This window comes from Onishia taeanensis, from assembly GCF_013349955.1.
Classification (GTDB): Bacteria; Pseudomonadota; Gammaproteobacteria; order Pseudomonadales; family Halomonadaceae; genus Onishia; species Onishia taeanensis_B.
The window spans coordinates 28,813-52,851 of the sequence record NZ_JABVXC010000017.1 but is presented as its reverse complement, the minus strand read 5'-3'; the positions used below and the strand labels follow the sequence as shown (position 1 = coordinate 52,851).

The window sequence follows — 24,039 nt, the reverse complement described above, 5'->3', positions numbered from 1 at the left end:
TCTAAGGTAGGAACTTGATGGGATAAAAACCAATAAAAAAGCCCCACAATGAAAATTGCAGGGCTTAGGAGGTAATCAGAAAAGCATCTTCAACAGAAGATCGTATATTGCTATGTAGAAATCAACATAGATATCAATCACCCAAGAAGACCATTTATAGATAACATTAGGCAATGCAACAGCTTCTTTGGTGAACTCTACAGCAACTGCCACTATAAATGGTATGTTTAGTAATACCCATATGTAAGCTACAATCATGGTGTAACCTATCACTCCCATCATAGGTGCAGGAAAATATTTAGACCCATTCTCGACTACATTATACACAAAACTAAAATAGGCATTTTCTTTGTAATCTTCCGCACCGCAATGGGGACATGCCTTTGCAGTAGTGCTTACCTTACCATTACATTCTATGCATTCAGTAATTGACATCACGACCTCCATTGTCTTTTATTCAAAAATAGCAGCAGTATCAACATTGGTAAAGCCATCTCTTATTGATGGAATGCTGTTAACAACATCAACAAGAACCTTTGGAGATAAAGCTTTACCGTACCTATCGTAAGTAATAGTTCCCGTTGAGTGCCCTAACAGTGCTGCAACTAGATGGGACTCAGTACCTTTTTGCTTCAGTATATTGGCACCAGTATGCCTAAAGGAGTGGTATGAGAGCCTTTTCCCTTGGCTAATCTCTAGCTTTCTTAACAAAACAGTGAACCATGTAGACACTTTGGCACCATACCCGTACTCTTTTGAGTATTTAAGCATTGGGAACAAATGCCCATCATGTTTGTTCACATAATCCAAGAACCCTAAAGCCATCAAGTCATGGTGTATTGGTATCAGTCTTTCACTATTAAGGTTCTTTAGCCTCTGATATTCATTTCCTGCTCTTATATGAATACACCATGTACCCTCTATCTTGTAAACGTCACTGGTGTAAAGCTGTGCTAGCTCATTCAATCTGGCTGAGGTGTAATAGCCAAGGTACGTTAGCCAGTACCTATCAGCCCTTAAGATATTCTTTGAAGCATCTTTGTACTTCCTTTCTCCTATGTCTACCTTTCCTTCTACATAGGAAAATATCTTTTGAAGATCACTATCACTGAAAGCTTCCCTGTAAGAAGACTTCAACCTTTTCTGGTGTATCCGTGTCTTCCTGAATGGATTGTTTTCTATATACCCTTCCTTAATAGCATGGTTAAAAACTGCAATATACATAGCCATGTAATTATTGAAGGTTACAGTGCTTATAGTGCTACCACCCTTATTGAGGTTGACCACCTGCTTTACTGACATTCCCTTAGTCAACTGCCTTTGAAACCTTGGAGGAAACTTCAACAGGGTATCTTGTAGCAAGCGAACATCGTCTCGTGTATACAAGTCCACCTGCTTATCACCTATTATCTTGAATAGGATATTAAGGACAGGGTCTTTCCCATCTACGGTTCTTCCTTGATAGCCCATCAACGTGAGGTGTCGTTTGTAGGCTTTGAAGAGATCGCTTAGCAGGGGCTTTTGAGATACCTCAACAGGTACTTGGTGCCCTCCCCTTGGCAGAGATGCACAGGACAGCATCCTCATTGCCTCCATGAACGCTTCAGGAAGCCGCCTGTTGGCCTCTCTCTTCGATTTCGTACTGAGGGAGCGTCTGTACTCCTTTCGTCCGAATTGGGCTTGCTGATTCTTATTGAGAACGATTCTCAGGTAATAGGTCTGGTGCCTATCCTTCATCAGGTACGCCATTTTGACTGTCTCCTTGTACCACCTATCAAGATTTCTGGTAGTTGGAGAGCAGTAAAACCATTCATTAACAGTAACTTACCTATTATCCTATCAAGGTTAGACTCGATCAGCTTCGATTCACACCTTCTCGGCTCAAGCGTCGAATACGACGCCGATCAGGATCGGCTGATCATCAAGAAAGTGCCCAACCAGCTTCGCGACCAGCTGAAGCAGAAGTAAGGGCCACCGCGGCACGGGGCCTGAAAAACAGGCGCATCTTTCCTCCAATCCAGCGCCGCCCAGCGCGAGGTTGGCTACCCTTTATGCAGTGCCTGCGCCTTGGCGCAGCCTGGTCTTCCAGATATGGAAGCCAGAGGAGAAGCCAGCCAAGGGGATACAATGAGCCGTATTCTGATCGTCCAGGGACATCCGGACACTACTCAGCCGCACCTTTGCCATGCGCTGGCCGACCATTACCGGGAAGGGGCGGATTCAGCGGGGCATGACGTGCACCAGATCAGCATTGCAGCACTTGATTTCCCGCTGCTTAAAAGCCAGCAGGAATGGCAGCATGAAGCCCTGCCGCCCACGCTGGAGGCCGCCCAACAGGAGTTCAAGTGGGCCCAGCACCTGGTGCTGATCTTCCCGCTGTGGCTCGGCGGCATGCCCGCACTGGTCAAGGGGTTTCTCGAGCAGGTGGCGCGCCCGGGGTTCGCCTTCCAGTATCAGGACAATAATCCGCTTGGCAAGAAGGGCCTAACGGGCCGCTCGGCACGAATCATCGTGACCATGGGCATGCCAGCACTGGTCTATCGTCACTTCTTCCGGGCTCACAGCGTCAAAGCGCTGGAGCGTAACATCCTCGGCTTCGTCGGCTTTGCGCCTATACGCGAGACCCTGGTCGGCAGCGTCGAGACGATGAGCGACAAGACCCGCCAGGCCTGGTTTCGCAAACTGCTGGAACTGGGCAAGATCGCCCAATAGCACGCGCTGCGTACATTACTGGAATCGCCTGTTTTAGCAGTACAGCCGCGCCAGCACCGGCGCCTACAGATTCGGTTCTCAACACACCAGGCCTCGCCAGAGGCATGCAACGCCAGTTATGGGCGGCGTCACAGGCAGGACATCGGAGATTGACGCTATTGAAGGCGCACGGAAAACCGGCGAGCAGGGTTTGCCGCTCGCCGTATCTACTGAATGAGCGCTTGGAGCGCTACTTGACCTCGACCTTGCGCCGATTGGCTTCCTTCTGCTTGGGCAGGGTCAGTTCAAGCACGCCATCGCTGAAGCTGGCCTCGACCCGGTCGGTGTCGACATCACAGGGTAGCGCCAGGGTCCGGTAGTAGCTCTTTCGTGAAATCTCGCTGCGATAATACTCGCCGGTCTCCTCCTTGGTTTCCTGCTTGCTCTCACCCTTGATCGTCACGCTGTCTTCGGTGACGGAGATGTCCAGGTCCTCGCGCTTGATGCCGGGTAGCTCCGCCTTGACGAGCAGTTCGGCGTCCCGGTCGATGACGTCGACCTTCGGCAAGTCCTGTGGCTCCAGCGCACCTAGGCCCGACCATCGCGGATGTTCGCGGCGCCACATCGATGGCATCCAGCCTCGCTCGAACATCTTGTCGAACATGCGTTCCATTTCTTGAAACGGGCTCAACGCCTGATTCTGGGGTTGTACCAGCGACTGGTTCGGCTCGGTTGGTCCCTTTTGGACTGCAGCGCTGGAGGGATTGATATGCTTGACGTTTTTGCGGGCCATGATGTGCCCTCCTGATGAGTGAACCAATACCCGTCAGAAAAGATAGTCAGGCCCCCGCAACGACTCATTGACGCGCATCAAGAAAGCGACGGGGGCCACGGGACATGAGCACAAATTCAGTCGCCGGCATGAGCGCCTAAGAGCCATTACAAACGAGCGCTTTCATGCCTTGTCTCGCCAGCCATCAGTCGTGTGACTCACAGGCCGGAAGGATAGGTCTCTGGCACCTCTTCCGTGCGCCATGGCCCGCCGGTGTCGAAGGGCTCCACCGCAGTCGTCTCATCAAGGTGAAAGATGGCATCGAACTGCCTGGCCAGCGAGGCGCGAAAGTAGTGGCTGCCCCGCTCGGTCTCCGGGCGATAGATCACGCCGATGGCGCGCTCGAGCGATGTCGCGTTGAGCGGCTCTGCCTCTCCCCCACGCATTCCTTGAGTCTGGTCGCGCTCGATGCCGCCGCGGCCAGGCAACTGATTGATCCTTGATATGGGTCACGCACTTGCTTTGTCGGCAGGCACGCCGCAGGGTACAGCCATGCGAAATGATAGTGAGCGAAGGGAGGGCAAACGATGAACAGCGCCAAGGTGGTCTACATCACGGGCGGTGCCCAGGGCATCGGCCGGGGCATGGCGCTTGGGCTGTTGTCGCGGGGCTACCGGGTGGTGATCGCCGATCTCGACCGGGAGGCCGGCGAGGCCTGCCTGGCCGAGCTGGGCGAATGCGTGAAGGGACAGGCGGTTCCAGGCGACCCTGAGGCTCTGAGCTTCCAGCAGGTCGATGTGACCAATGAGGACCAGGTCAAGGCCAGCCTTGCGGAAACCCTGGCCCGCTACGGGCGGCTCGATGGAGTGATCAACAATGCCGCCCTCGCCGATCCCTTCCAGGGGCCTGTCGAATCCTTGACGCTCGAGACCTGGCACAAGGTGCTCGACACCAGCCTGACCGGCGCCTTTCTGACTGCCAAGCATGCGGCGCAGGCTCTGCGTGCCAGTCAGGGGGTGATCGTCAACATCGCCTCGACCCGGGCCCTACAATCCGAACCCGACACCGAGGCCTATGCCGCCAGCAAAGGCGGTATCGTGGCGCTGACGCATGCCTTGGCGATGAGCCTTGCCCCAAGGGTGCGCGTCAATGCCATCAGCCCAGGATGGATCGAGGTCGGCGAATGGCAAAAACCCTCGCGTCGCCAGACCGCCGAACTGAGTGCCGAAGACCACGCGCAACATCCGGCTGGGCGGGTCGGCGAACCCCGTGACATTGCCTCTATGGTCGCCTTTCTGCTCTCCGACGAGGCGGGGTTCATCACCGGCCAGAACTTCGTGGTCGACGGCGGCATGACGCGAAAGATGATCTATGCCGACTAGGCTTGGCCTCGACTCCCAACCGAGCCCCCGCCCCGTCCAGCAGCCTCTCTAGATGCCCGCTCATAAGAAAGGGCGCGATAGCGTGGCGCCCTCCTCTCTGCAACGAAACCTGCTCTACAAGCACTTAGCGAACAAGCACTTAGCGATAAAAGCGTGACAGCGCCTTCAGAACCTCCTGGGACGTCGACGCGCCGGGACCAGCCGCATTGAGCGGCTGCATCTGATAGTCGTACACCTGGAAGCGCCCAGTCGGCTCGACATCCACCTGGCGATCCGGCAGCAGAATGCCGTAACCCATGTAGCTGCCAGAGAGCATCCAGTCCCTCGAAGAGGGACCTTTGATCAGGTTATGGCCCAGCGTATAGCGCTGTGGGGCAGCCTCACAGCCCAGCACCTCTTCGAGCAGGGTCGGTGCAATATCGGCATGCTGTGTACGGTAGTCGATCTTGCCTCCCGAATGCCCTGGCAGATGCATCACCAAGGGCACCTCGACCTGTTCACGAGAATAGTTGCTGCCGTGTCCCCAGTAGTTCTTGCCATGCTCGTTGAAGGACTCGCCGTGATCCGCGGTGATGACCACCGCCGTGTTGTCGAGAATCCCCCGCGCCTTCAGGTCATCCAGCACTCGACCGAGCTGTTGATCCACATAGTGGGCCGCAGTGCGATAGCGATTGAAGTATGGCTCGGCATCGAAGTCGGGCCCCAGCGCCAAATGGTTGACGGTCTCCCAGTAGGGCGTGAAACGCGGAAAATCAGGCGGGCTGCTATATCCATGGACGGCATCGAAGAACAGGAAGCCGAAGAACGGCCGTTGACCATTGCCTGGCTCGCCACCTTGGTCACTGCTTTGGCCAGCACCCTTTTCATTGCCTGAGATCCACGCCAACCAATCCTCGGTGATCTGTTGATCCCGCTCCCAGGGCTCGCCCTCGGCAGGCTTAAGGGAGACATCATCGAGCCCCGAGAACACGTTGCGGTCAAAGGCAGGACTGACCAGGGTAGCCGACGACAACACCTTGAAGCGGTAATCCTGGGACTCGAGGGTGTCCAGCAACACTGGCGGCTGCTGGCTAGCCGTGAAGGCATCCCAGTAGTTCACCGGCAGCCCATAGAAGAGGCTGAAAATCCCCGCCTTGGTGGAGTTGCCGCCGCTGAAATGCTCTGACGCATTGATCCAGCCCGGGCTCTGGGCGTAGCGGTATAGATTCGGCATCACTGTGGGGTTGAGCATATCATGACGCAGGGTATCGACCACCACCAGCATGACATTATCCGGCGATTCGCTCGCACGACACGCGAGGGGCGCTAGAGGATAATTGAGGCCTCGGCTGGCCTGGGTCGAGGCGCCCAGTTTGACGTTATCGCGGACTTCCTGTGCGTCGACCCAGCCCTGCTCGATAAAGAACCGCTTGGCCGTTGCCGGATAGAAGAGCGGAAAATGGCGGGTCATGGCGGTGATCTTCTGGTCATAGAACGCATCCGCCCAGGCATGCCAGCCATGCACGCCCAGCAGCGCCAGAAAGGTCAGCACAAAGGCGATTCGGCTGGCCCCACCGGCACTAGGTTTCTTGAGCAACCGCCCAAGAAGGCCCTGCAGCACCAGCATGCCCAGAATCCCGGCCAAGGTCATCGAGATAGCCACCCAGGAGAAGCGAAAGACATCTCCTCCGGCGTTGACCAACAGATCGAGGATGAAGCCGCTCAGGTGGAAACGGTATTGATCGTAGACCAGGGTATCGAGCAGCAGCAGCAACTGCAGCGAACTGGCCCAAAGCGTACCTAACAGCCACATCACCCGCCCTCGCACCAAGGGAGCGAGCACGAACAGCGGCAGCGCACCCAGCCATACCAGCATCGAGATATGGCCCAGGAACACCAGCCCGAGGTAGCTCCACTGAGCTAGGCCGCTGGGTTCGATGTAGTCGACGTAGCGACTGGCGATCGACCAGGCCAGCAGCATATTGGCCAAGGTCCAGGCACCTATCCAGCGCCAGCGGAGAAAGAGAGTAGAGCGCATGATGGCAAACCGGAAATGACAGCAGAAGCACGGCTCGCAGTGACCGCCGCATTGACGGCTGAATCACTGCAAGCAAACAGTTAGCGTGCTAATATTAACCGGATTGCATCGCTGAGCCAACCCATGACGCCATCACTACCTTCGTATTATATCCAGCCTGCTATTGTCAGGTGAGTGGAATAGCAAGCTCATCAAGCACTCAGGTTCCCCATGCTGCGTTCCGTTATCGGCGTCACCGTTCAGCGCCGAGATTTATTGACAGGCACGTATCACAGAAGGTGCGGGGCCAACCACTGTTTCAGGTGCGGCCCCTGCATGACACCGGCCTGGCGGGCGACTTCCTGGCCGTGACGGAACACCGCCAGGGTGGGGATACTGCGGATGTTGAAGCGCCCGGCCAGTGCCTGTTCGGCATCGGTATCCAGCTTCGCGAAGCGCATACGCGGTTCCAGCTCGCCGGCCAGCTGGGCGAAGATCGGTGCCATCGCTTTGCAGGGCCCGCACCAGTCTGCCCAAAAATCCACCACCACCGGCAGATCGCTGCGATTGACGAGGGCATTGAAATTGGCGCCGTTGAGTTCGACGGGCGTGCCGGTAAATAGCGCCTGCTTGCACTTTCCACAGCGGCCCTGAATCAGCCGAGCCTGCGCCACCCGGTTCAAAGCGGCACAATGCGGGCAGGCCAGTGTCAGACTGTCGGCGGATCCGTCCTTTGATGAGTCAGTCATGATGATGCCTCCAAGAATTGATTCAGTCGTGAATTGCCAGAAAGCGGTCAATCGTTCGCAATATGGCCAAGCACCCCGCTGCCTGCAAGGCACAACGCCCCGCCGCGTTACCGCCGACGTTGAGGCTTTTTTTCACTATTTTGCATCACGCTTCAACCACTTTTTTACAGCTCCAACAGGGCCCTGACATATCCCCATGACATCACGACCACATCCGCGCATCCTGCTTCGCCTGCTTTCGTTGTTAAGCCCCTACCGCGCCCGCTTGATACTGGCCGCTGTCGCGCTACTGGTGGCATCGGTCAGCGTGTTACTGGTTGGCCAGGGACTCAAGATGGTCATCGACCAAGGCTTCATCGCCGAGGATGCTGCGCGCCTCAATCAGGCCTTGCTGGGCTTACTGGTGATCGTTGCTCTGCTCGCCGGGGCCTCGGCGTTTCGCTATTACCTGGTCACCTGGATCGGCGAGCGGCTGGCAGGTGACCTTCGTCGCCGGGTGTTCGATCATCTGCTGACCCTCGAGCCGGCCTTCTTCGAGCAGCCGTCGGTCATCGCTGGCGAAGCCGGTCATGGCGGGGCCGGAGAGATCCAGTCGCGGTTGACCGCCGACACCAGCGTGCTGCAGAGCCTGTTCGGCTCGTCGCTGTCCGTGGCGTTGCGCAATCTGCTCATGCTGATCGGCGCCGTGATCATGATGGTGGCCACCCAGCCCTGGCTCTCAGCGGTTGTCCTGCTGGGCATTCCTGCGACGCTGTTACCCATCCTGTGGTACGGGGGCCGGGTCAGGCGTCTTTCGCGCTCGAGTCAGGACCAGGTCGCCGAGCTTGGCCGCTACGCCGGTGAGGCGCTGACCGGCATCCGCACGCTCCAGGCTTTTGGCCATGAGGACATCGACCGACACGACTATGGCAACCGGGTCGAGACCGCCTTCAGCACGGCCATCAATCGGACCCGTCAGCGGGCCTGGCTGACCGGTATCGCCATGCTGGTGGTCTTCACGGCCGTCGGCCTGATGCTCTGGCAAGGGGGCCATGCGGTGCTGGCAGGCGACATGAGTGCAGGCGAGCTGTCGGCGTTTGTCTTTTATGCGGTGCTGGCCGCTGGTGGCGTAGCGGCGCTGGCCGAGGTTGCCGGGGATGTTCAGCGTGCCGCCGGCGCCGCCGAACGCCTGCTGGAATTACTCGACGCCCGCCCGATGATCACGGCTCCGGCCGAGCCACGACCGCTGCCCGACCAGGTCGAGGGAGCGATCAGCATCGAGGCAGTGCGCTTTGCCTATCCTCACCGTCCCGCTACTCCAGTGCTGAATGGTATCGACCTGCATATCCGCCCCGGTGAACGGGTCGCGCTGGTGGGACCTTCTGGCGCCGGCAAGAGCACACTGCTTCACTTGCTGTTGCGCTTCTATGACCCCCAGGCCGGGCGACTTACCCTGGACGGTATCGATCTTCGCGAGCTCGATCCCCATACCCTGAGGGCACAGTTGGGCCTGGTTTCGCAGGAGCCAGTGCTTTTTTCGGGCTCAGCGGCCGACAACATCCGCTACGGCCATCCAGAGGCGAGCCTTCAGGAAGTGCGTGAGGCAGCCCGAGATGCCAACGCTCTAAGCTTTATTGAGGCCCTGCCAAGGGGCTTCGCAACTCCTCTGGGGCCCGGTGGCGTGCAGCTATCGGGCGGCCAACGCCAGCGGCTGGCCATCGCCCGAGCCCTGCTGCGCGACCCACGTGTGCTACTGCTAGACGAGGCCACCAGTGCCCTGGACGCGGAAAGTGAACGCGTCGTTCAGGAAGCACTGGACCGCCTGATGCAAGGACGCACCAGCTTAGTGATCGCTCATCGCCTGGCGACGGTGATCGCCGCCGACCGCTTGCTGGTGTTCGACCATGGAAAACTGGTTGCATCGGGAAGCCATGCCAGCCTTTTGGAATCCAGCGCACTCTACCGGCAGCTCGCGAGCCTGCAATTCAGCACGGATCTATCAAGGCGTGACGCGACGTAATAAAATGTGATTAAAGGTACAAGCATATCAGCCGATGGTCTGCATATTAGCAACTGTGCTAACTAGCCGACCTCGTCGTCACTCACGGTCATGGACGAGCCGATATTCATGTCTACCTTGCTACTCATCGTCATGCCTGCCAGCGTCGTAGTGCTCGCCTGGTGGTCGATCGAGCACCGCTACCGACGTCCATTGAAGCAGATGATCACGCACATCGACGCTCTGGACTTGGCCGCCAACGCAGAGCGCTTGCCACCCGACCAGACCATGCATGGATCGCTGGCGAGTCGGCTAGCACAGCGCGTCGATCACCTCTGTGCAGCCAATCTCCAGCTGCAGGAGCAGGCGATCAAGGACCCGCTAACCGGGCTTGGCAACCGCCGACTGCTGGAACAACGTCTCGATATCGCTCTGCCCCTCAGTCGTCGCTGGATGCGCGCTGTTTCGGCGTTGGTGATCGACGTCGATCACTTCAAGGAATATAACGATCTCTACGGTCACCAGGCAGGCGATGAGTGTCTGGTCGAGATCGCCAATGTGCTACGCGACACCTTCCGGCGCGAGACCGATATCGTGGTGCGCTTGGGCGGCGAGGAGTTTCTGGTAGTGCTGCTCGATGCCGATGAAGAAGAAGCCGTGCGCCTTGCCGAGGCCATGCGTGGCATGCTGCAAGCGGTAGGTATCGAGCACCGGGCCTCCAGTGTCACCGACGTGGTCACTGTCAGCATCGGCGTTGCTGTCACCCATTCCGGCGAACCGGTCAGCCTCGATGACATCATCGCCACCGCCGATGCCGGCCTCTACGAATGCAAGGAAACCGGCCGCAACCGAGTGATAAGCCGATCTGTCACTCAGACCAATATCTCGGATTCCAAAGTCTCTGCCTGAGGCGGCATACTGGACCGAGCTCAGCCAAACCTTGGCCCCGGTGGCGCCCAAGAGGAATCCCATGAAGCCCCCTGCCAGACTCATAGGCGTTGTCATCCAGGTCACAGCCATGCTCAAGCGCTCACTGGCCAAGACCAAGTCGTCATGCACAAGCTCGTCGCCATTCTGATGCTTGGCCTGGGGCTTGGCGCCTGCGCGGGTCCGGCAGTAGAGCAACGCGACGGCTACAGCGTCGATCATCGCCATAGTGCAACTTCTCACTCGAGCCGGGTGCGTTCTCTGGTGATTCACTACACCGATGCTGATGAGGCCGACTCGCTCCGCACACTCACTGGCCCAAGGGTCAGCAGCCATTACCTGATCCCTCCGCCGCGAAACGGCAAGCCACCACCGGTCTACCAACTGGTCGATGAGACTCGGCGAGCCTGGCACGCCGGCGCCAGCAGCTGGGCCGGACGCGAGAACCTCAATGACACCTCGGTTGGCATCGAAGTCGTCAATACAGGGCCGGATCATCGCTTTGTGGACATCGAGGCCGGCCTTAAGGCCAGTTGGGCGCCCTTCCCCGATGCCCAGATCACAGCGCTGATCGCGCTGGCTCAGGACATTATCGCTCGCCACGGGATTGAAACTACCGCGGTGGTGAGTCATGCCGAGATCGCCCCCACCCGCAAGATCGACCCAGGCCCGGCTTTTCCCTGGCAGCGCCTTCACGCCGCGGGGATCGGTCCCTGGCCAGACCCGGCGCGAGTCGCCTGCTATCGCCGACGGTTCGAAAAAGCGCCACTCCCGCTTGGCAGCCTGCAGCGGGCGCTGGCCGAGTGGGGCTTTGCGGTCACGCCCAGCGGAGTCCTGGATAACACCACCCGGGGGGCTCTGCGAGCCTTCCAGATGCGCTACCGCCCCACTGACTATCGCGGCCTTGCGGATACCGAATCCATGGCGATCCTCTGGGCACTGTTAGCGGAGTATCGCCCCGAGACCTTATCCGTGCGTCCTGCCACTGCACCACCTTGCCGATGGCCTGCGGCGAACCTTACGACATCCCGTCATGTTCCTGACAGGATCACTGATTTTGGACCGGCGAATGCGTCAGGCCTCGCCAGACATGAGTCAGGCCTCGCCAGACATGAGCTTCTCTAGAATGGCCCGACTAGGCAATGTCTGAAACGTACTGCGCTCGTCGACTTTTTAGACAAAGCCTTTTGCCGCCGCCTTTTGCCGCCACTCTGGCTTCACCGTACAATGCGGGTAACTCCGACCACCGGCCACAAAGCCGGCCGGTCCCCGTTCAAGATTCCAAGGAAACGCCGGACCCATGCGCGCCAGCCAACTATTGCTCTCCACCCTCAAGGAAACGCCCGCCGACGCCGAAGTGATCAGCCATCAGCTGATGCTACGCGCGGGGATGATTCGCCGCCTGACCTCGGGGCTCTACACTTGGCTGCCGATGGGCCTGCGCACGCTGCGCAAGGTCGAGCGGGTCGTCCGCGAGGAGATGGATCGTGCTGGCGCCCAGGAGGTGCTGATGCCGGCCGTGCAGCCCGCGGAGCTTTGGCAGGAGTCCGGCCGTTGGGAGCAGTACGGCCCGGAGCTGTTGCGCCTCAAGGATCGCCATGAACGCGACTATTGCGTGGGACCAACCCACGAGGAAGTCATCACCGACTTGGTGCGCAAAGAGATCTCAAGCTATAAGCAGCTGCCATCGAACTTCTATCAGATCCAGACCAAGTTCCGTGACGAGATCCGCCCGCGCTTCGGGGTGATGCGCTCGCGGGAATTCATCATGAAGGACGCCTACTCCTTCCATATCGATGAAGACTCCCTGAAAGAGACCTATCAGGCGATGTATGACGCCTACGTGCGCATTTTCACCCGCCTGGGACTGGATTTCCGCCCGGTGATCGCCGACAACGGCTCCATCGGCGGCACCGGCTCCCACGAGTTCCACGTACTGGCCGACTCGGGTGAGGACGATATCGTTTTCTCCACCGCCTCCGACTATGCCGCCAATATCGAGAAGGCAGAAGCCCTGCCGGCACCGCTGGGCAGCGAGGCCAAGGCCGCCGCGCCGAGCGAGGAACTGCGCATGGTCGACACTCCCGAGACCAAGACCATCGCCGCCCTGGTCGAAAAGCATGGCCTCGCCATCGAGAAGACCATCAAGACGCTGATGGTCCACGCCGAGGCCGGTGGCCTGATCGCCCTGCTGGTGCGTGGCGACCATGAGCTTAACGAGATCAAGGCCGAGAACCTACCCGAGGTCAAGGCCCCGCTGACCATGGCAACAGAGGCCGAAATCCGTGCCGCCGTGGGCGCAGGCCCGGGCTCGCTTGGCCCGGTGAACCTGGACATGCCGGTGATCGTCGACCGCAGCGTGGCGCTGATGAGCGACTTCGGCGCCGGCGCCAATATCGATGACAAGCACTACTTCGGCATCAACTGGGAGCGTGATCTGGCACTTCCCAAAGTCGCCGACATCCGCAATGTCGTCGAAGGCGACCCTTCACCAGACGGCCAGGGCACGCTTGCGATCAAGCGCGGCATCGAGGTTGGCCATGTTTTCCAGCTGGGTACCAAGTACTCTGAGTCCATGAATGCCACCGTGCTTGGCGACGACGGCAAGGCCGTCCATCCCTGGATGGGCTGCTACGGCATCGGCGTTACCCGGGTGGTGGCCTCCGCCATTGAGCAGAACCATGACGACGCTGGCATCACCTGGCCGGATGCGCTGGCGCCCTTCGAAGTGGCCATGGTGCCCATGAACGCCCATAAGTCAGAACGCGTGCGCGAGACCGCCGAACGCCTCTACGACGAGCTGAAGGCACAGGGCATCGATGTGCTGCTCGATGACCGGGACATCCGCCCCGGGGTCAAGTTTGCCGACCAAGAGCTGATCGGGATTCCCCATCGTCTGGTCATCGGCGATCGCAGTCTCGACAAGGGTGAGCTCGAATACAAGGGACGTCGCGATGACGAGGCCACTATGGTGCCTGCCGACACCATCGTCGATTTCTTGCGTTCCCGCATCGGCTGATGCCCGTCGTCGGTCCTCGCCTGCCACGCACAGCGCTGCTGAGTCTGGCCATTCTGGGCTCGGCACTGCTGATGGCCGATAGCCTGGCCCGGGCCGAAACCGGTCCGGGGTACTCCGCGCCCTTGCATCAGACCCTGGAAAGCGTACTCGATGCGCCGCGACCCGCCATCGAGCGGTGGGCCGACCTCCAATGGCGATCGACCATGGCGACACGGCTTTCCCGCTATATCAACGACCCCGCCAGCAGCTCACGCCTGCTGGATCATGTCCAGCAGGAAGCGCGGTTGGCGGGACTGGCACCTGGCCTTGTGATGGCATTGATCCAGGTAGAGAGCGCCTTTCGGGCCAATGCCGTCTCCAGTGCCGGTGCCAAGGGTTTGATGCAGGTAATGCCGTTCTGGGTCGAGGTACTGGGGCGTCCCGAGGATAACCTCTTCGATCCTCTGCTCAATCTTCGCTATGGCTGTACTATCCTCGCCCACTACTTGGCCGTGGAAAATGGCGACCTGACGCGCGCACTGGCCCGTTACAACGGCAGCCGGGGAGAAACTTGGTACCCTGAACGGGTAATGAAGGCCTGGCGCCGGCACTGGTGGCAGGCGCCTTGATAAGCCCGGTTATCCCAGGTTTGATGCAATCACGCTTTATCAGAAAATAATGAGTGTCGTTGTTAGAGCTTGTGCTGCCGTTAGCGTCGATGTTGTAGGCACAACGATGCTCTGGCTGTCTCGCCCTCCTATGAAACGCCAGCAAGAAAAGGACCCCATGTGACCAGAGCCCCTCACGTATTGCTAAGCGCCTTGTTGTTGGCCACAGGCCTCTGGAATAGTCTGGCCGCCCAGGCCGCGCGCATCACCGTCACCGATGCCGCAACCGGGGAACCGCTCACAGAAGCAGTGGTCGAGGTCGATACCGAGGGCGCGCCCAAGGCGACCCCGTCATCGGAGGAGATCTTCCAACGCAATGCCGCCTTCCATCCCCATGTCAGTGTGGTAGGCACAGGCAGCCGCGTCAGCTTTCCCAATCGCGATACCACTCGCCACCATGTCTATTCCTTTTCGCCCACCGGTGTCTTCGACTTGAACCTCTACCGACAGGAGACACCGCCCCCCGTACTATTCGATACGGCCGGGGTGGCGGTCCTCGGCTGCAACATCCACGACCACATGCAGGCCTTCATCGTGGTCAGCGATGCCGCGTCTTTCGCGATCACCGACGAAAATGGCCAAGTCAACCTGACGGATCTGCCACCAGGCGAACACCATCTGCGGGTCTGGCATCCTCGTCTCGAGGAAACCCATCAACAATGGTGGGAAGCCCCCCAGCCGCTCGGCGATAGCGATGTGCGCAGCGTTTCCCTGTCGCTCTCAGTCCCAGAGAAATCTGCAGCCGAGCAGTCGACGCTGCAACAGCGCTTCGACCGCGCCCTGAGCCAGTGAGGCCCGTATGACGTTCCGCTCCCGCCTGCTGATTACCATGCTATCGGTGGTGATACTGGCCCAGATCGTCACCGCTGCCGCCACATTAAGCGCCATCCGTGCCGACATCATGGCGTCCGGCCAGCGCAATCTGGATGTCGGCCTGAGCATGCTGCGTGAGGTGCTCGATGCCCGCGGCCAGCGACTGCGTGATACGGTCGATATCCTTACCGACGACTTCGGTTTCAAGAGTGCAGTGGCCACTAAGGACACCTCCACGCTCGAATCGGTGCTGATCAATCATGGCACCCGCGCCGAGGCAGATATGGTACTGCTCGCCGATCCCAACGGGCGCTTGCTGGCAAGCAGCCATCACGAGACCGGCAGTCAACTGCCCTTCAAGGGACTATGGCGCGCAGCTCAGGAAGGCCAGGGCAGCGTCGAAGTAGTATTGCAGGACGGAATTCCATACCAATTCGTCCTATTGCCCGTGCATGCGCCCAACCTGATTGGTTGGGCGGGCATGGGCTTTCGGCTAGATGCCGAACTCGCCAAGGAGATCAATACCCTCACCCGGCTACCAGTCAGCTTCATTGGCCACCAACTCGGCCAGAACCAAGCAACCTATACGGCGACGTCTCGCACGGACCTGCCGCCCGAAGAAATGACCCAACTGCTAACCGCACTGGATGGTATGGGCTCCGTTGCGGAACTGGATGCAAACGCCGACTACCTAACCCGGGCCCGCTTGCTGCGCCGCAGCGGTGAAGATGAAGCCTTCGCTCTGATCCAGGCGTCACGCACGAACCTGATGGCACCCTATCGCCATATTCAGTGGCAGTTGCTGGCGCTGTTCGCCATCACCCTAACGCTGACAGCCGTGGTCGCGGCATTCAGCGCCAAAGGCATCAGTCGCCCATTGCGCCGACTCGCCGACGCCGCCAGGCGCATTGGCCAGGGCGAGCAAATAGCCGACATCAAGTCCGGTCAGCACGGCGAGATGCGCGTGCTGGCTGACACACTCATGACCATGCAGGAAGACATCGCACAGCGGGAGGCAAGCCTCCTGCACCAGTCTCGGCATGATATTTTGACAGATCTCCCCAACCGCACATCGGCGCAGCACGACGTTCAGCGAGATATCGCAAGAGGGAGCGGTTTCACCCTGCTACGCATGGCGATCGGCGACTTCCGCCGCATCAATGATACCTTCGGCTACGCCCTCGGTGACCGAGTATTGATCACGCTGTCACGCCGGCTCGATCGCTTGCCGGCACCAACCGTGCAGGCCTACCGCATCGGCGGGGACGAGTTCCTGCTGCGCCTGAATACTCCGGCCTGCCCGCCCGACTGGCTCGAGGCGCTCCAGCATGAACTCGCCGAGCCAATCGACCTGGAGGGATCGCCCATTCGTCCACAACTGTCGTTCGGCGAGGTTCGCTATCCCGAGGATGGCGACACCCCGCACCTGTTGATGCGACGCGCCGACGTGGCCCTGGATATCGCCCGCCATCACCACCACGCACACCAGCGTTATATTGCCGGCCAAGACGAGCGGCACCTGCGTCAGTTGACCCTGATCCGCGACCTGCATGACGCGGTAGAACAGCATCAACTGACCATGGTCTACCAACCCAAGGTGCTGGCCACGAACGGCAATATCGTCCAATTCGAGGCACTGATGCGCTGGGAGCACCCGACCCTAGGTTTCATTCCTCCCGACGAATTCATCACCTTGGCCGAGCGCTCTGGCAATATCCGCATGCTCAGTAGCTGGATGATCGACACCGTCTGCGCCCAGCTACATCATTGGCAGACACAGGGCCAGGTTCTGCGCGTGGCCATCAACCTGTCGGCCGAAGACATCATGGACGAGACCCTGACAGCGCGGCTGCAAGAGGTGCTGGTGAGAAACGGCCTAGTGCCCGACCAATTGGGACTGGAAGTGACCGAGAGTACCATCATCAAGGACCCGGCACTCGCCACGCGCCATCTGGAAGAGCTGCGCGGTGCTGGCATGACGCTGGCGATCGACGACTTCGGTACCGGTTATTCGTCCCTCGCCCAACTGAAGCGGCTGCCGGTGCAGGAGCTCAAGATCGACAAGTCATTCATCCTGCGCCTGGATGACTCACCAGACGATGAGGTGATCGTGCGCTCGACCATCGAGCTCGGTCAGAACCTCGGCCTCAAGGTCGTGGCGGAGGGCGTCGAGAACGAGGCGATCCGCAGCATGTTGAAAGGCTTCGGCTGCCACTACCTGCAGGGCTATCTGATTGCCCGCCCGCTGCCCGCAGACGAGGTCACTTCATGGGTCGAGCGCTATCAAGCCCAGCAACCCCCGACACAAGGAGCCTGAGGATGAGACGATCCGGGTTGTCTTTCCTCCCCATCATGCTGGCCCTTATCGCCCTGCTGAGCGCCCCTGCCGCCCAAGCGGGCAGCCGCCTGCTGGCGACTGGCGGCGTCACCCAGGTCGAGGGGGCGTCAGGGGGTGGGATATCACCCTGGGGGGTACTGGCCGGCACCGCCAGCGAAGGTGAGTTCGCCGCCACCGCCAGCGTCAGCCAAGCGCGAGTGGATGATTACTCGCTAGGAGTAGCCGGTATTGCCGGCAACATACAGGACCGTCTCGAGCTGTCTATGGCTCGGCAACGTTTCGACCTTGACACCCTGGGCGGTCGGCTCGAACAGGATATCCTAGGCGCCAAGCTGCGCCTCTACGGCGACCCTCTGTATGACACCTGGGGCACCTGGAGCCTGGGGGTTCAGCGCAAGCGGATGGTCGATGGCGAACTGGCCAAGGCGCTTGGAGCCAAGGACACGGCAGGCACCGACCTCTATCTCGCGACGAGCAAGCTATGGTTCGCGGCGGTTGGCGGACGCAATCTCTTGACCAACCTGACCCTGCGCTCGACCCGCGCCAACCAGGGCGGGCTGCTGGGATTCGGTGGCGATCAGAAGGCTAGCCGTTCGCTGGTCGTGGAGGGCTCACTGGGGCTGATGCTGGCGCCGGACTGGGTCGTCGGCATCGAATATCGCCAGAAACCCGACAACCTGGGTGTCGCCGCCGAAAGCGACTGGCGTGATATCTATGTGGCGCATTTTTTCAACAAGCACGTCTCGCTGACCGGTGCCTGGCTCGACCTTGGCGATATCGCCGGCCTGGCCGACCAGCAAGGCGGCTATCTCTCGCTGCAGGTGGCGCTATGACCGGCTGTTTTCACACGCCAAATGACGTCGTTTCTCGAAGCCGCGCTTCTCGGCACGCTGCCCTTGGGAGCGATGCTTCTCAAGTCAGTGCTTTGCGAGCCTGTATTGCCCAAGCCATATGGAAGCCGGCCCTGCTGGTCATCGGCCTTGCGGTGCTGGGCGGCTGCGCTCATTCATCTTCCGCCCCCAGTGCGGACACTCATCAGGCCAGCACCGGCGATGCCGGCTCACGTGCGGCGCCACACGCCAGTGACGACAGCCTGTATGCCGCTCTTGGTGGCAAGCCCGTCATCGACGCCGTGGTCAATGACTTCCTCTATCGCATTGCCGGCGACGAGCGCATCGTCGACTTCTTCGCCAACACCAACATTGATCACTTCGCCGAGGCCTTCACCACCCAGCTATGCGATATCAGCGACGGCCCCTGTGACTACGCCGGCCCCTCGATGGCTCGTGCCCACCAGCAGATGGGCATCACGGACGCGCACTTCAACGCCGTGGTCGACCATCTGCGTGCCGCACTGATCGACCAGCAAGTGCCAGCAGGTCCGCGCAACCGGTTACTGGGACGCCTGGCTCGTCTCCACGATGCGGTGATGCTGCGTCAGCCGTAAGCCCCTCACGTCGGCTCTTGGGCAGGCGCGCGCAGGAAAAGGCGAGCCGCCATAAAACCTATGGACATAAAACCTATGGACATAAACCGCATCGACATAAAAAAGCCGGCCCGAAGGCCGGCCACAGGAGGCAAAGCCCCCTTCCCCTGACGACTCATGTCGCGCGGCTTGGATGCCCTTGCGGGCGTCTTCGCTGTCAGTGCCGATGTTTGCTCTTGCACCGATGATCACGTATCACGAAGCCTACCCAGCCGATCATGAAGGTGATCATCAGTCCCAGGGTGCCCAGTCCGAAAACCACGGTTTCATCCCAGTACATGGCACTGCTCCTGCCGCGACGTGATGGCGTCACTCTAAGGGGCGGGGACAGATAGCGCTCTGACCTAGGTCAATTTTCTCGAGCCTCGGCCATCTGGCAGCCCTGGCGCTTGATCTAGATCAGCTTTTCCCACCTTCACAGCACCTTTCGATCTTCGACCTTGGCATGATCCGTGCCTTCCGGCAGCGGGTGTCCCTTGGCCAGCTCGGCGCGGGTCGCTTCACGCACCGAGAGCACCTCGAGCTCGTAGGTGAGGGTCTCACCTGCCAATGGATGATTGGTGTCGACGGTGACCTGGGTGGCACCGACCTCGAGCACCGTCACGACCTGAGGGCCGTCCTCACCGGGGGTCTGAAAGCGCATGCCGGGAGTCAACTCGGCGACCGGGAAGGATCCACGGCCCACCTGCTGTACCTTGGCTTCGTCTCGCTGACCATAGGCTTCCTCAGGGCCCAGGGTGGCGCTCAGGGTAGCGCCGGAAGCCTGCCCCTCAAGAGCATTCTCAAGGCCAGGCACAATGTTGACGTGACCATGCAGGTACTCGAGGGGGGTCTCACGGGCACGGGAGTCATCGAGCAGGGTGCCGTCGGCATCCGTCAGGCGATAGTGCAGGTTGACGACCCGATGAGGGGCGATTTGCATGAAGAACACTCCTAATGCTGGATGCGCAGCCCAGCGTTCACTGGGTGCGGCGTAGCTGGGCGATGGGCATTTCCAGGCGTTGCTGCTTGTGCAGCATATTGAGCAGCACGATGGCACGCTCCTCGCCTTTCTGGGCTTCAAAGACCGCCTTGAGATCCTGGAAAGGCCCCTCGATAATCTCGACACTGTCGCCGGCACGAAAATACACGTTGACCGTTTCGTTATCCGGCGAGGTACTGGCATTGCGCCTCAGGGTCTCGATCAGGCTATCGGCTACCGCCACCGGTTCGTCGCCGAAGGTCAGCAGCTTGAGCACCCCTCGAGTCGAGCGGATCGGCCGCCAGTTGCTGGCGATGCGATCCAGGCGAATGAACAGGTAATAGGGAAACAGCGGCTCAGCGATCCAGGCAAGCTTGCCACGGCGCTTCTTTTGCACCTCGAGCACCGGATGAAACACCTCAAAGCCCTGATTGGCGAGATGTTCAGCGGCTCGAAACGACTCACTCCCCTTGCACTGGATCACATACCAACGCGCGATAGCATCACTCACGATGCCATCGGCATCATCTCCCTGGCCATCAATGGCATCACTCATAAGTCTCCCTTCTCCTCGCGCGCATCCTTGGCAGCGACTACAGCGATTGTCACACTTACGGCTTCGTCGCTTTGGTCGCAGTGCATCGTGAGCTTCATGAACGGCCATCTGGCGGCTACCGCCACCTCGCCGCCGTCCATGCACAACGATAGGTATTTGATTTTCAATAGCGTCATATGACGTAGTCAGGGATCATTCTAGCATCGCCCTAGCGACCACGTGTACGCCCCACCCTTTTCCGGAGTGTTTTGATGCCCTCGTTATCCCCACGCCGAAGCTGGCGCGACGCCCTGGCGGTCTACCTGCGTGCACCGGTCATCACCATGCTATTCCTGGGGTTTTCCGCCGGCCTGCCGTTTCTGCTGGTATTCTCCACCCTCTCGGCCTGGTTGCGCAGCGACGGCGTCGAGGTAGCAGCCATCGGCTTCTTCTCCTGGATCGGCATCCTCTATTCGATCAAGTTCTTCTGGGCGCCGGTGGTCGACCGTCTGGCGCTGCCCTGGCTGACACCGCTGCTTGGCCAGCGCCGCAGCTGGATGTTGCTCGCTCAGGCAATGATCGCAGCGGGACTGATCGGCCTTTCCAGCCTTGATCCCCAGGGCCGCCTGCCCGTGGTGGCAACATTCGCCCTGCTGGTGGCCTTCGGCTCGGCCACCCAGGATATCGCCATCGACGCCTTTCGCATCGAATCCGCTGCCGAGGACGTCCAGGCCGCCATGGCCTCGACCTATATCATCGGTTATCGGGGCGGCCTGATCGCGGCCGGCGCTGGCGCCTTATACATCGCCTCACTGGTCTCCTGGCAGGCGGCCTATCTCGCCATGGCCGCGCTGGTCAGCGTCGGCATGCTGACGGTATTGCTACGCCCGGAGCCCAGGCGATCGTCGCTGTCGGTGCAATTGATCCACGAACCCCGAGTACGCGCCTTCCTCAGGGCAACCCGGGGTCGCCACCGTGGGCTGCGTCGTCTAGGGGCCTGGGCCATTGGCGCGGTGGTCTGCCCCTTCACCGACTTCTTCGCTCGCCATGGCCTGAAGGCCCTGTGGCTCCTGGTCTTCGTTGGCGTCTTTCGCATCAGCGATCTGGCGATGGCCTCGATGGCCAATCCACTGTACATCGACCTGGGCTTTTCGCTGGCCACGATTGCCAACGTCACCAATGTCTTCGGTATCGCGATGAGCATCGGGGGCGGGATTCTTGGCGGGCTGCTGGTGGTGCGTTACGGCATCGGACCAATCCTGGTGCTGGGCGCCCTGGCGGTGGCACTGACCAATCTGCTGTTCGCCTCGCTGGCATTGGCCGGCGACAGCCTACCCATGCTGGTCGCCACCATCACCGCCGATAACCTGGCCAACGGACTGGCCAGCGCGGTCTTCATCGCCTTTCTTTCGAGCCTGACATCGCGAGCCTACACCGCCACCCAGTATGCGCTGTTCTCATCGCTGATGACCTTGCCTGGCAAGTTTCTAAGCGGTTTCGGCGGCATGATAGTCGCCGCACAGGGCTATCCCACCTTCTTCGTGGCGGCATCGGCGCTCGGTCTGCCGGCGATCCTGCTAGCCTTGTGGATTCATCGCCGGTCTGCGCTCCTGACCTAGCCGATATCCAGCCCATGAGGCAGATCGGGCCGCAATATGCATCGCGGCCCGATCAGTGATCGCCCGCAGCCGGGCGCCGAGTAGCGCTAGCCGAGCCTGCCTGTAACCCAGAAGTCAGCTCCCCGGCTTATCACGCTCAGGGGTGGTCCAGCCCCATCAAGGCTTGAGACTCTGACGCTGTGCATCCAGCCAGCCCAGGGCGCCCTGGGTGTTGGACCACTGATCGCGCATCAGGGTGCGGTACTGCCAGGCTTCGGCGCGGCTGCCGGGCTCGGGGGCATCCGCCTGGCGGCCGCGCACCTCGCGCCCCTTCGGGTCGCAGAGCATCGCCATCACGTGCGGATTGATCCGACGAACTTCCTCGAGTGCCTCGCGGGCCTCATCCAGTCGCTCGAGACGATACAGCGCCAACACCCGGCCCATCAGCACGCCAAGCAAAGGCGGTGTCTCGCTGGCCTGCAGGCTGACCTCCAGGGCCCGGCGGTTGCGGCTCTCGCGCAGCAATTGATCGAGCACCAGCTCACGCAGACCCAGCGAGTCCTGAGCGTCCAGGCTCAGCAGCCGCTCGGCAAGCTCCCTCGAGCGCTCTCGGGCACCACGCTCCATGCCCACCACCAGCGCCAATCCGGTACGCAGCAACACCGCATTATCGGCGGCGTCCCATTCGAAGTCGCCCTCCCCTTCGCTCTCGAGCTGCGTCAACCAACGCTCCAGACGAACCGCCAGCGGCTCGAACAGACTCGGCGCCATCCACGGCAGACTGCCAAAGCGACTGGTCAGCGCCAGCGTCAACGACTGCACGACCTGGGGCGAATCGAGCCACTCGGGATGCGCGCACAGCTCACCCAACCAATCGCTGGCATAAGGCCAGGGATCGTCGACAAAACCCAGTGCTGCTTCTTCATCGACCAGCACCTGGAAGTGCTTTTGCCAAGCAGCGAACAGCGTGTCCTGACGGGCCGTCGTATGGAATTCAAGGCTGCCCTCTGCAGTCCGCTTGAACTCGAGAAGTGGCGCGATCGGTAGCGACTCGAGAAGCGCCTGAAGGGCTGCCAGGGGGTCGGCCAGGTCTTCTTCGGAACTGACCATCTGCTCGGCCAGGGTGGCGCCGGGATTCTCGGCCAGGTCGGCCAGGAACTCGAGCTGCTCTGGGTCGAGATCACCGCGCCGCGACAGCCGGCGAAACCAGAACCGCGCCCGCTCGGCGGCCTCCTCGACGTTACCTTCATGAAGCAGCAGCATGGCCTCGATATAGGCAAGAGTGGGCGAATCCGGCAGCGCCTGCTGGGCGCGCACGAAGGCCTCCCGGGCGCTTGCCAGGTCATCGTCGTCGAGATACATCAAGCACAGCCGCTCGAGCGCCACGCCACGCAGAAAGAGCGGGCCTCGATCGAGCACTTCATCGAGCAGTGCGGTGCGCTTGTTATGAAAACCGCGTTCCTGATAGAGATCGATCAAGAGTTCGAAGGCCGGTTCGGCCTGCTCCGGCAGACGCTCCCAGTCGGATGTATTGAACAGCGCCTCGAGAATCTGCTGGGCCCGGCCGCGCTGGCCGCCCTCGGCGGCAATCAGCCCGGCCTCGAGCAGTGCCTGAGCCGGCGCCTGACCACTATCCAAGGCGGCCTTTAGCGTCTCGCCCTTCCATTCACGCAGCGATAGCATCCACATCAGGTGAGTGGGTATCGGGCCGGGGAAGCGCTCGGCTCCGCAACACTGCTTGGTCTTGAGGCCAGAATCGCACCAGCAGGGCTCGTTGCGCCCCGGACGTGCCAGCGGTTCGCAGGCAAAATCCAAGCGTTCAAGCGGCGTCTGCGACCAGAGTTCCGGGCCCAGCGCCTGCGCCAGCGAGAGCTTGCCACCGACCAGCGCCGGGCCGTCCTCGCGCACCCAGGCCATGAAGGACGGGTAATGCTCGTTGTTTCGAATCGCCATCAGCGCACCGGAGGCGAAGCCCAGCAACTGTTCTACCCATACCGCCAGCATGTCTTCTCCCTTCACCGAGGCTTTGCGCAGGCCGAACCTGCACCTAATAATAAGAACAGCATGCTACCACGCCGCCCCAGGCCCCTCACTATTGTCCACCTGACTCGCTTTTCTGCATCAGCCGCAGCGCTGAGCCCCTGGCC

General features: G+C 60.3%; 22 protein-coding genes and 1 pseudogene. 13 read left to right on the top strand and 10 right to left on the bottom strand.

Annotated features, from left to right (window positions below):
- Window positions 1–75: 75 nt before the first annotated feature.
- A complete protein-coding gene (locus HUS66_RS16115; protein ID WP_175072212.1) occupies window positions 76–435 on the bottom strand; it encodes a hypothetical protein in 360 nt (119 codons plus the stop codon).
- A gap of 18 nt (window positions 436–453) precedes the next feature.
- The gene (locus tag HUS66_RS16110; protein ID WP_175072211.1) at window positions 454–1,749 is read right to left on the bottom strand and encodes a site-specific integrase; all 1,296 of its coding nucleotides are present in this window, start codon (window positions 1,747–1,749) and stop codon (window positions 454–456) included.
- A 102-nt stretch (window positions 1,750–1,851) separates the two neighbouring features.
- Between HUS66_RS16110 and HUS66_RS17880 the strand changes: the two are divergent.
- Window positions 1,852–1,968: pseudogene (locus HUS66_RS17880) on the top strand (nucleoid-associated protein); the annotation flags it as partial.
- Between the two features lie 159 nt (window positions 1,969–2,127).
- Entirely contained in the window at window positions 2,128–2,712 is a 585-nt protein-coding gene (locus HUS66_RS16105; RefSeq protein WP_175072210.1) for an NAD(P)H-dependent oxidoreductase, read from the top strand.
- A gap of 229 nt (window positions 2,713–2,941) precedes the next feature.
- Here HUS66_RS16105 and HUS66_RS16100 read toward each other — a convergent pair whose 3' ends face one another.
- Window positions 2,942–3,484 (bottom strand): Hsp20/alpha crystallin family protein, encoded by a 543-nt coding sequence (locus HUS66_RS16100; RefSeq protein WP_175072209.1) that lies wholly within the window; start codon window positions 3,482–3,484, stop codon window positions 2,942–2,944.
- 197 nt (window positions 3,485–3,681) lie between these two features.
- Window positions 3,682–3,951: an erythromycin esterase family protein gene (locus HUS66_RS16095; RefSeq protein WP_254628874.1), complete on the bottom strand. Its 270-nt coding sequence runs from the start codon at window positions 3,949–3,951 to the stop codon at window positions 3,682–3,684.
- Between the two features lie 99 nt (window positions 3,952–4,050).
- On the opposite strand from HUS66_RS16095, the gene HUS66_RS16090 reads away from it, so the two are divergent.
- The gene (locus HUS66_RS16090) at window positions 4,051–4,845 is read left to right on the top strand and encodes an SDR family oxidoreductase (protein WP_175072208.1); all 795 of its coding nucleotides are present in this window, start codon (window positions 4,051–4,053) and stop codon (window positions 4,843–4,845) included.
- Window positions 4,846–4,984: 139 nt separating this feature from the next.
- On the opposite strand, the gene HUS66_RS16085 is transcribed toward HUS66_RS16090, so the two are convergent.
- Both HUS66_RS16085 and trxC read right to left on the bottom strand, forming a co-directional pair.
- On the bottom strand, window positions 4,985–6,862 hold the full coding sequence (locus tag HUS66_RS16085; protein WP_175072207.1) for a DUF3413 domain-containing protein: 1,878 nt from the start codon (window positions 6,860–6,862) through the stop codon (window positions 4,985–4,987).
- Window positions 6,863–7,131: 269 nt separating this feature from the next.
- Window positions 7,132–7,590, bottom strand: coding sequence for a thioredoxin TrxC (trxC, locus tag HUS66_RS16080; RefSeq protein ID WP_175072206.1), 459 nt, complete (start codon window positions 7,588–7,590; stop codon window positions 7,132–7,134).
- Window positions 7,591–7,786: 196 nt separating this feature from the next.
- Between trxC and HUS66_RS16075 the strand changes: the two genes are divergently transcribed.
- The 9 genes from HUS66_RS16075 (at window position 7,787) to HUS66_RS16035 (ending at window position 18,759) form a co-directional block, all read left to right on the top strand.
- Window positions 7,787–9,589, top strand: coding sequence for an ABC transporter transmembrane domain-containing protein (locus tag HUS66_RS16075; protein ID WP_175072205.1), 1,803 nt, complete (start codon window positions 7,787–7,789; stop codon window positions 9,587–9,589).
- Window positions 9,590–9,697: 108 nt separating this feature from the next.
- Complete coding sequence (locus tag HUS66_RS16070; protein ID WP_175072204.1) at window positions 9,698–10,477, top strand: GGDEF domain-containing protein; 780 nt, start codon at window positions 9,698–9,700, stop codon at window positions 10,475–10,477.
- Window positions 10,478–10,621: 144 nt separating this feature from the next.
- A complete protein-coding gene (locus HUS66_RS16065; RefSeq protein ID WP_254628873.1) occupies window positions 10,622–11,620 on the top strand; it encodes an N-acetylmuramoyl-L-alanine amidase in 999 nt (332 codons plus the stop codon).
- A gap of 175 nt (window positions 11,621–11,795) precedes the next feature.
- Entirely contained in the window at window positions 11,796–13,514 is a 1,719-nt protein-coding gene (locus tag HUS66_RS16060; RefSeq protein ID WP_175072203.1) for a proline--tRNA ligase, read from the top strand.
- On the top strand, window positions 13,514–14,122 hold the full coding sequence (locus HUS66_RS16055) for a transglycosylase SLT domain-containing protein (protein ID WP_340162768.1): 609 nt from the start codon (window positions 13,514–13,516) through the stop codon (window positions 14,120–14,122). The genes HUS66_RS16060 and HUS66_RS16055 overlap by 1 nt, the downstream gene beginning before the upstream one ends.
- A gap of 159 nt (window positions 14,123–14,281) precedes the next feature.
- Window positions 14,282–14,953 (top strand): Cupredoxin, encoded by a 672-nt coding sequence (locus tag HUS66_RS16050; RefSeq protein WP_175072202.1) that lies wholly within the window; start codon window positions 14,282–14,284, stop codon window positions 14,951–14,953.
- Window positions 14,954–14,960: 7 nt separating this feature from the next.
- Window positions 14,961–17,291: a putative bifunctional diguanylate cyclase/phosphodiesterase gene (locus tag HUS66_RS16045; RefSeq protein WP_175072201.1), complete on the top strand. Its 2,331-nt coding sequence runs from the start codon at window positions 14,961–14,963 to the stop codon at window positions 17,289–17,291.
- A gap of 2 nt (window positions 17,292–17,293) precedes the next feature.
- Complete coding sequence (locus HUS66_RS16040; RefSeq protein WP_175072200.1) at window positions 17,294–18,145, top strand: DUF3034 family protein; 852 nt, start codon at window positions 17,294–17,296, stop codon at window positions 18,143–18,145.
- A gap of 92 nt (window positions 18,146–18,237) precedes the next feature.
- Window positions 18,238–18,759: a group I truncated hemoglobin gene (locus HUS66_RS16035; protein ID WP_254628872.1), complete on the top strand. Its 522-nt coding sequence runs from the start codon at window positions 18,238–18,240 to the stop codon at window positions 18,757–18,759.
- A gap of 196 nt (window positions 18,760–18,955) precedes the next feature.
- Here HUS66_RS16035 and ccoM read toward each other — a convergent pair whose 3' ends face one another.
- The 3 genes from ccoM to rfaH form a co-directional block, all read right to left on the bottom strand.
- Window positions 18,956–19,078, bottom strand: a complete 123-nt coding sequence (gene ccoM, locus HUS66_RS17985; RefSeq protein WP_282847629.1) for a cytochrome c oxidase subunit CcoM — start codon at window positions 19,076–19,078, stop codon at window positions 18,956–18,958.
- Between the two features lie 135 nt (window positions 19,079–19,213).
- Window positions 19,214–19,720, bottom strand: a complete 507-nt coding sequence (locus HUS66_RS16030) for an FKBP-type peptidyl-prolyl cis-trans isomerase (RefSeq protein ID WP_175072198.1) — start codon at window positions 19,718–19,720, stop codon at window positions 19,214–19,216.
- Between the two features lie 37 nt (window positions 19,721–19,757).
- Complete coding sequence (rfaH, locus tag HUS66_RS16025) at window positions 19,758–20,315, bottom strand: transcription/translation regulatory transformer protein RfaH (RefSeq protein WP_175072197.1); 558 nt, start codon at window positions 20,313–20,315, stop codon at window positions 19,758–19,760.
- A gap of 251 nt (window positions 20,316–20,566) precedes the next feature.
- Here rfaH and HUS66_RS16020 point away from each other — a divergent pair, with 251 nt between their 5' ends.
- Complete coding sequence (locus HUS66_RS16020) at window positions 20,567–21,913, top strand: AmpG family muropeptide MFS transporter (protein ID WP_175072196.1); 1,347 nt, start codon at window positions 20,567–20,569, stop codon at window positions 21,911–21,913.
- A gap of 156 nt (window positions 21,914–22,069) precedes the next feature.
- Here the strand turns inward: HUS66_RS16020 and HUS66_RS16015 are convergent, their stop codons facing one another.
- Window positions 22,070–23,896 carry an SEC-C metal-binding domain-containing protein gene (locus tag HUS66_RS16015; RefSeq protein WP_175072195.1) on the bottom strand — a complete coding sequence of 609 codons (1,827 nt, stop codon included), beginning with the start codon at window positions 23,894–23,896 and terminating at the stop codon, window positions 22,070–22,072.
- Window positions 23,897–24,039: the final 143 nt, after the last annotated feature.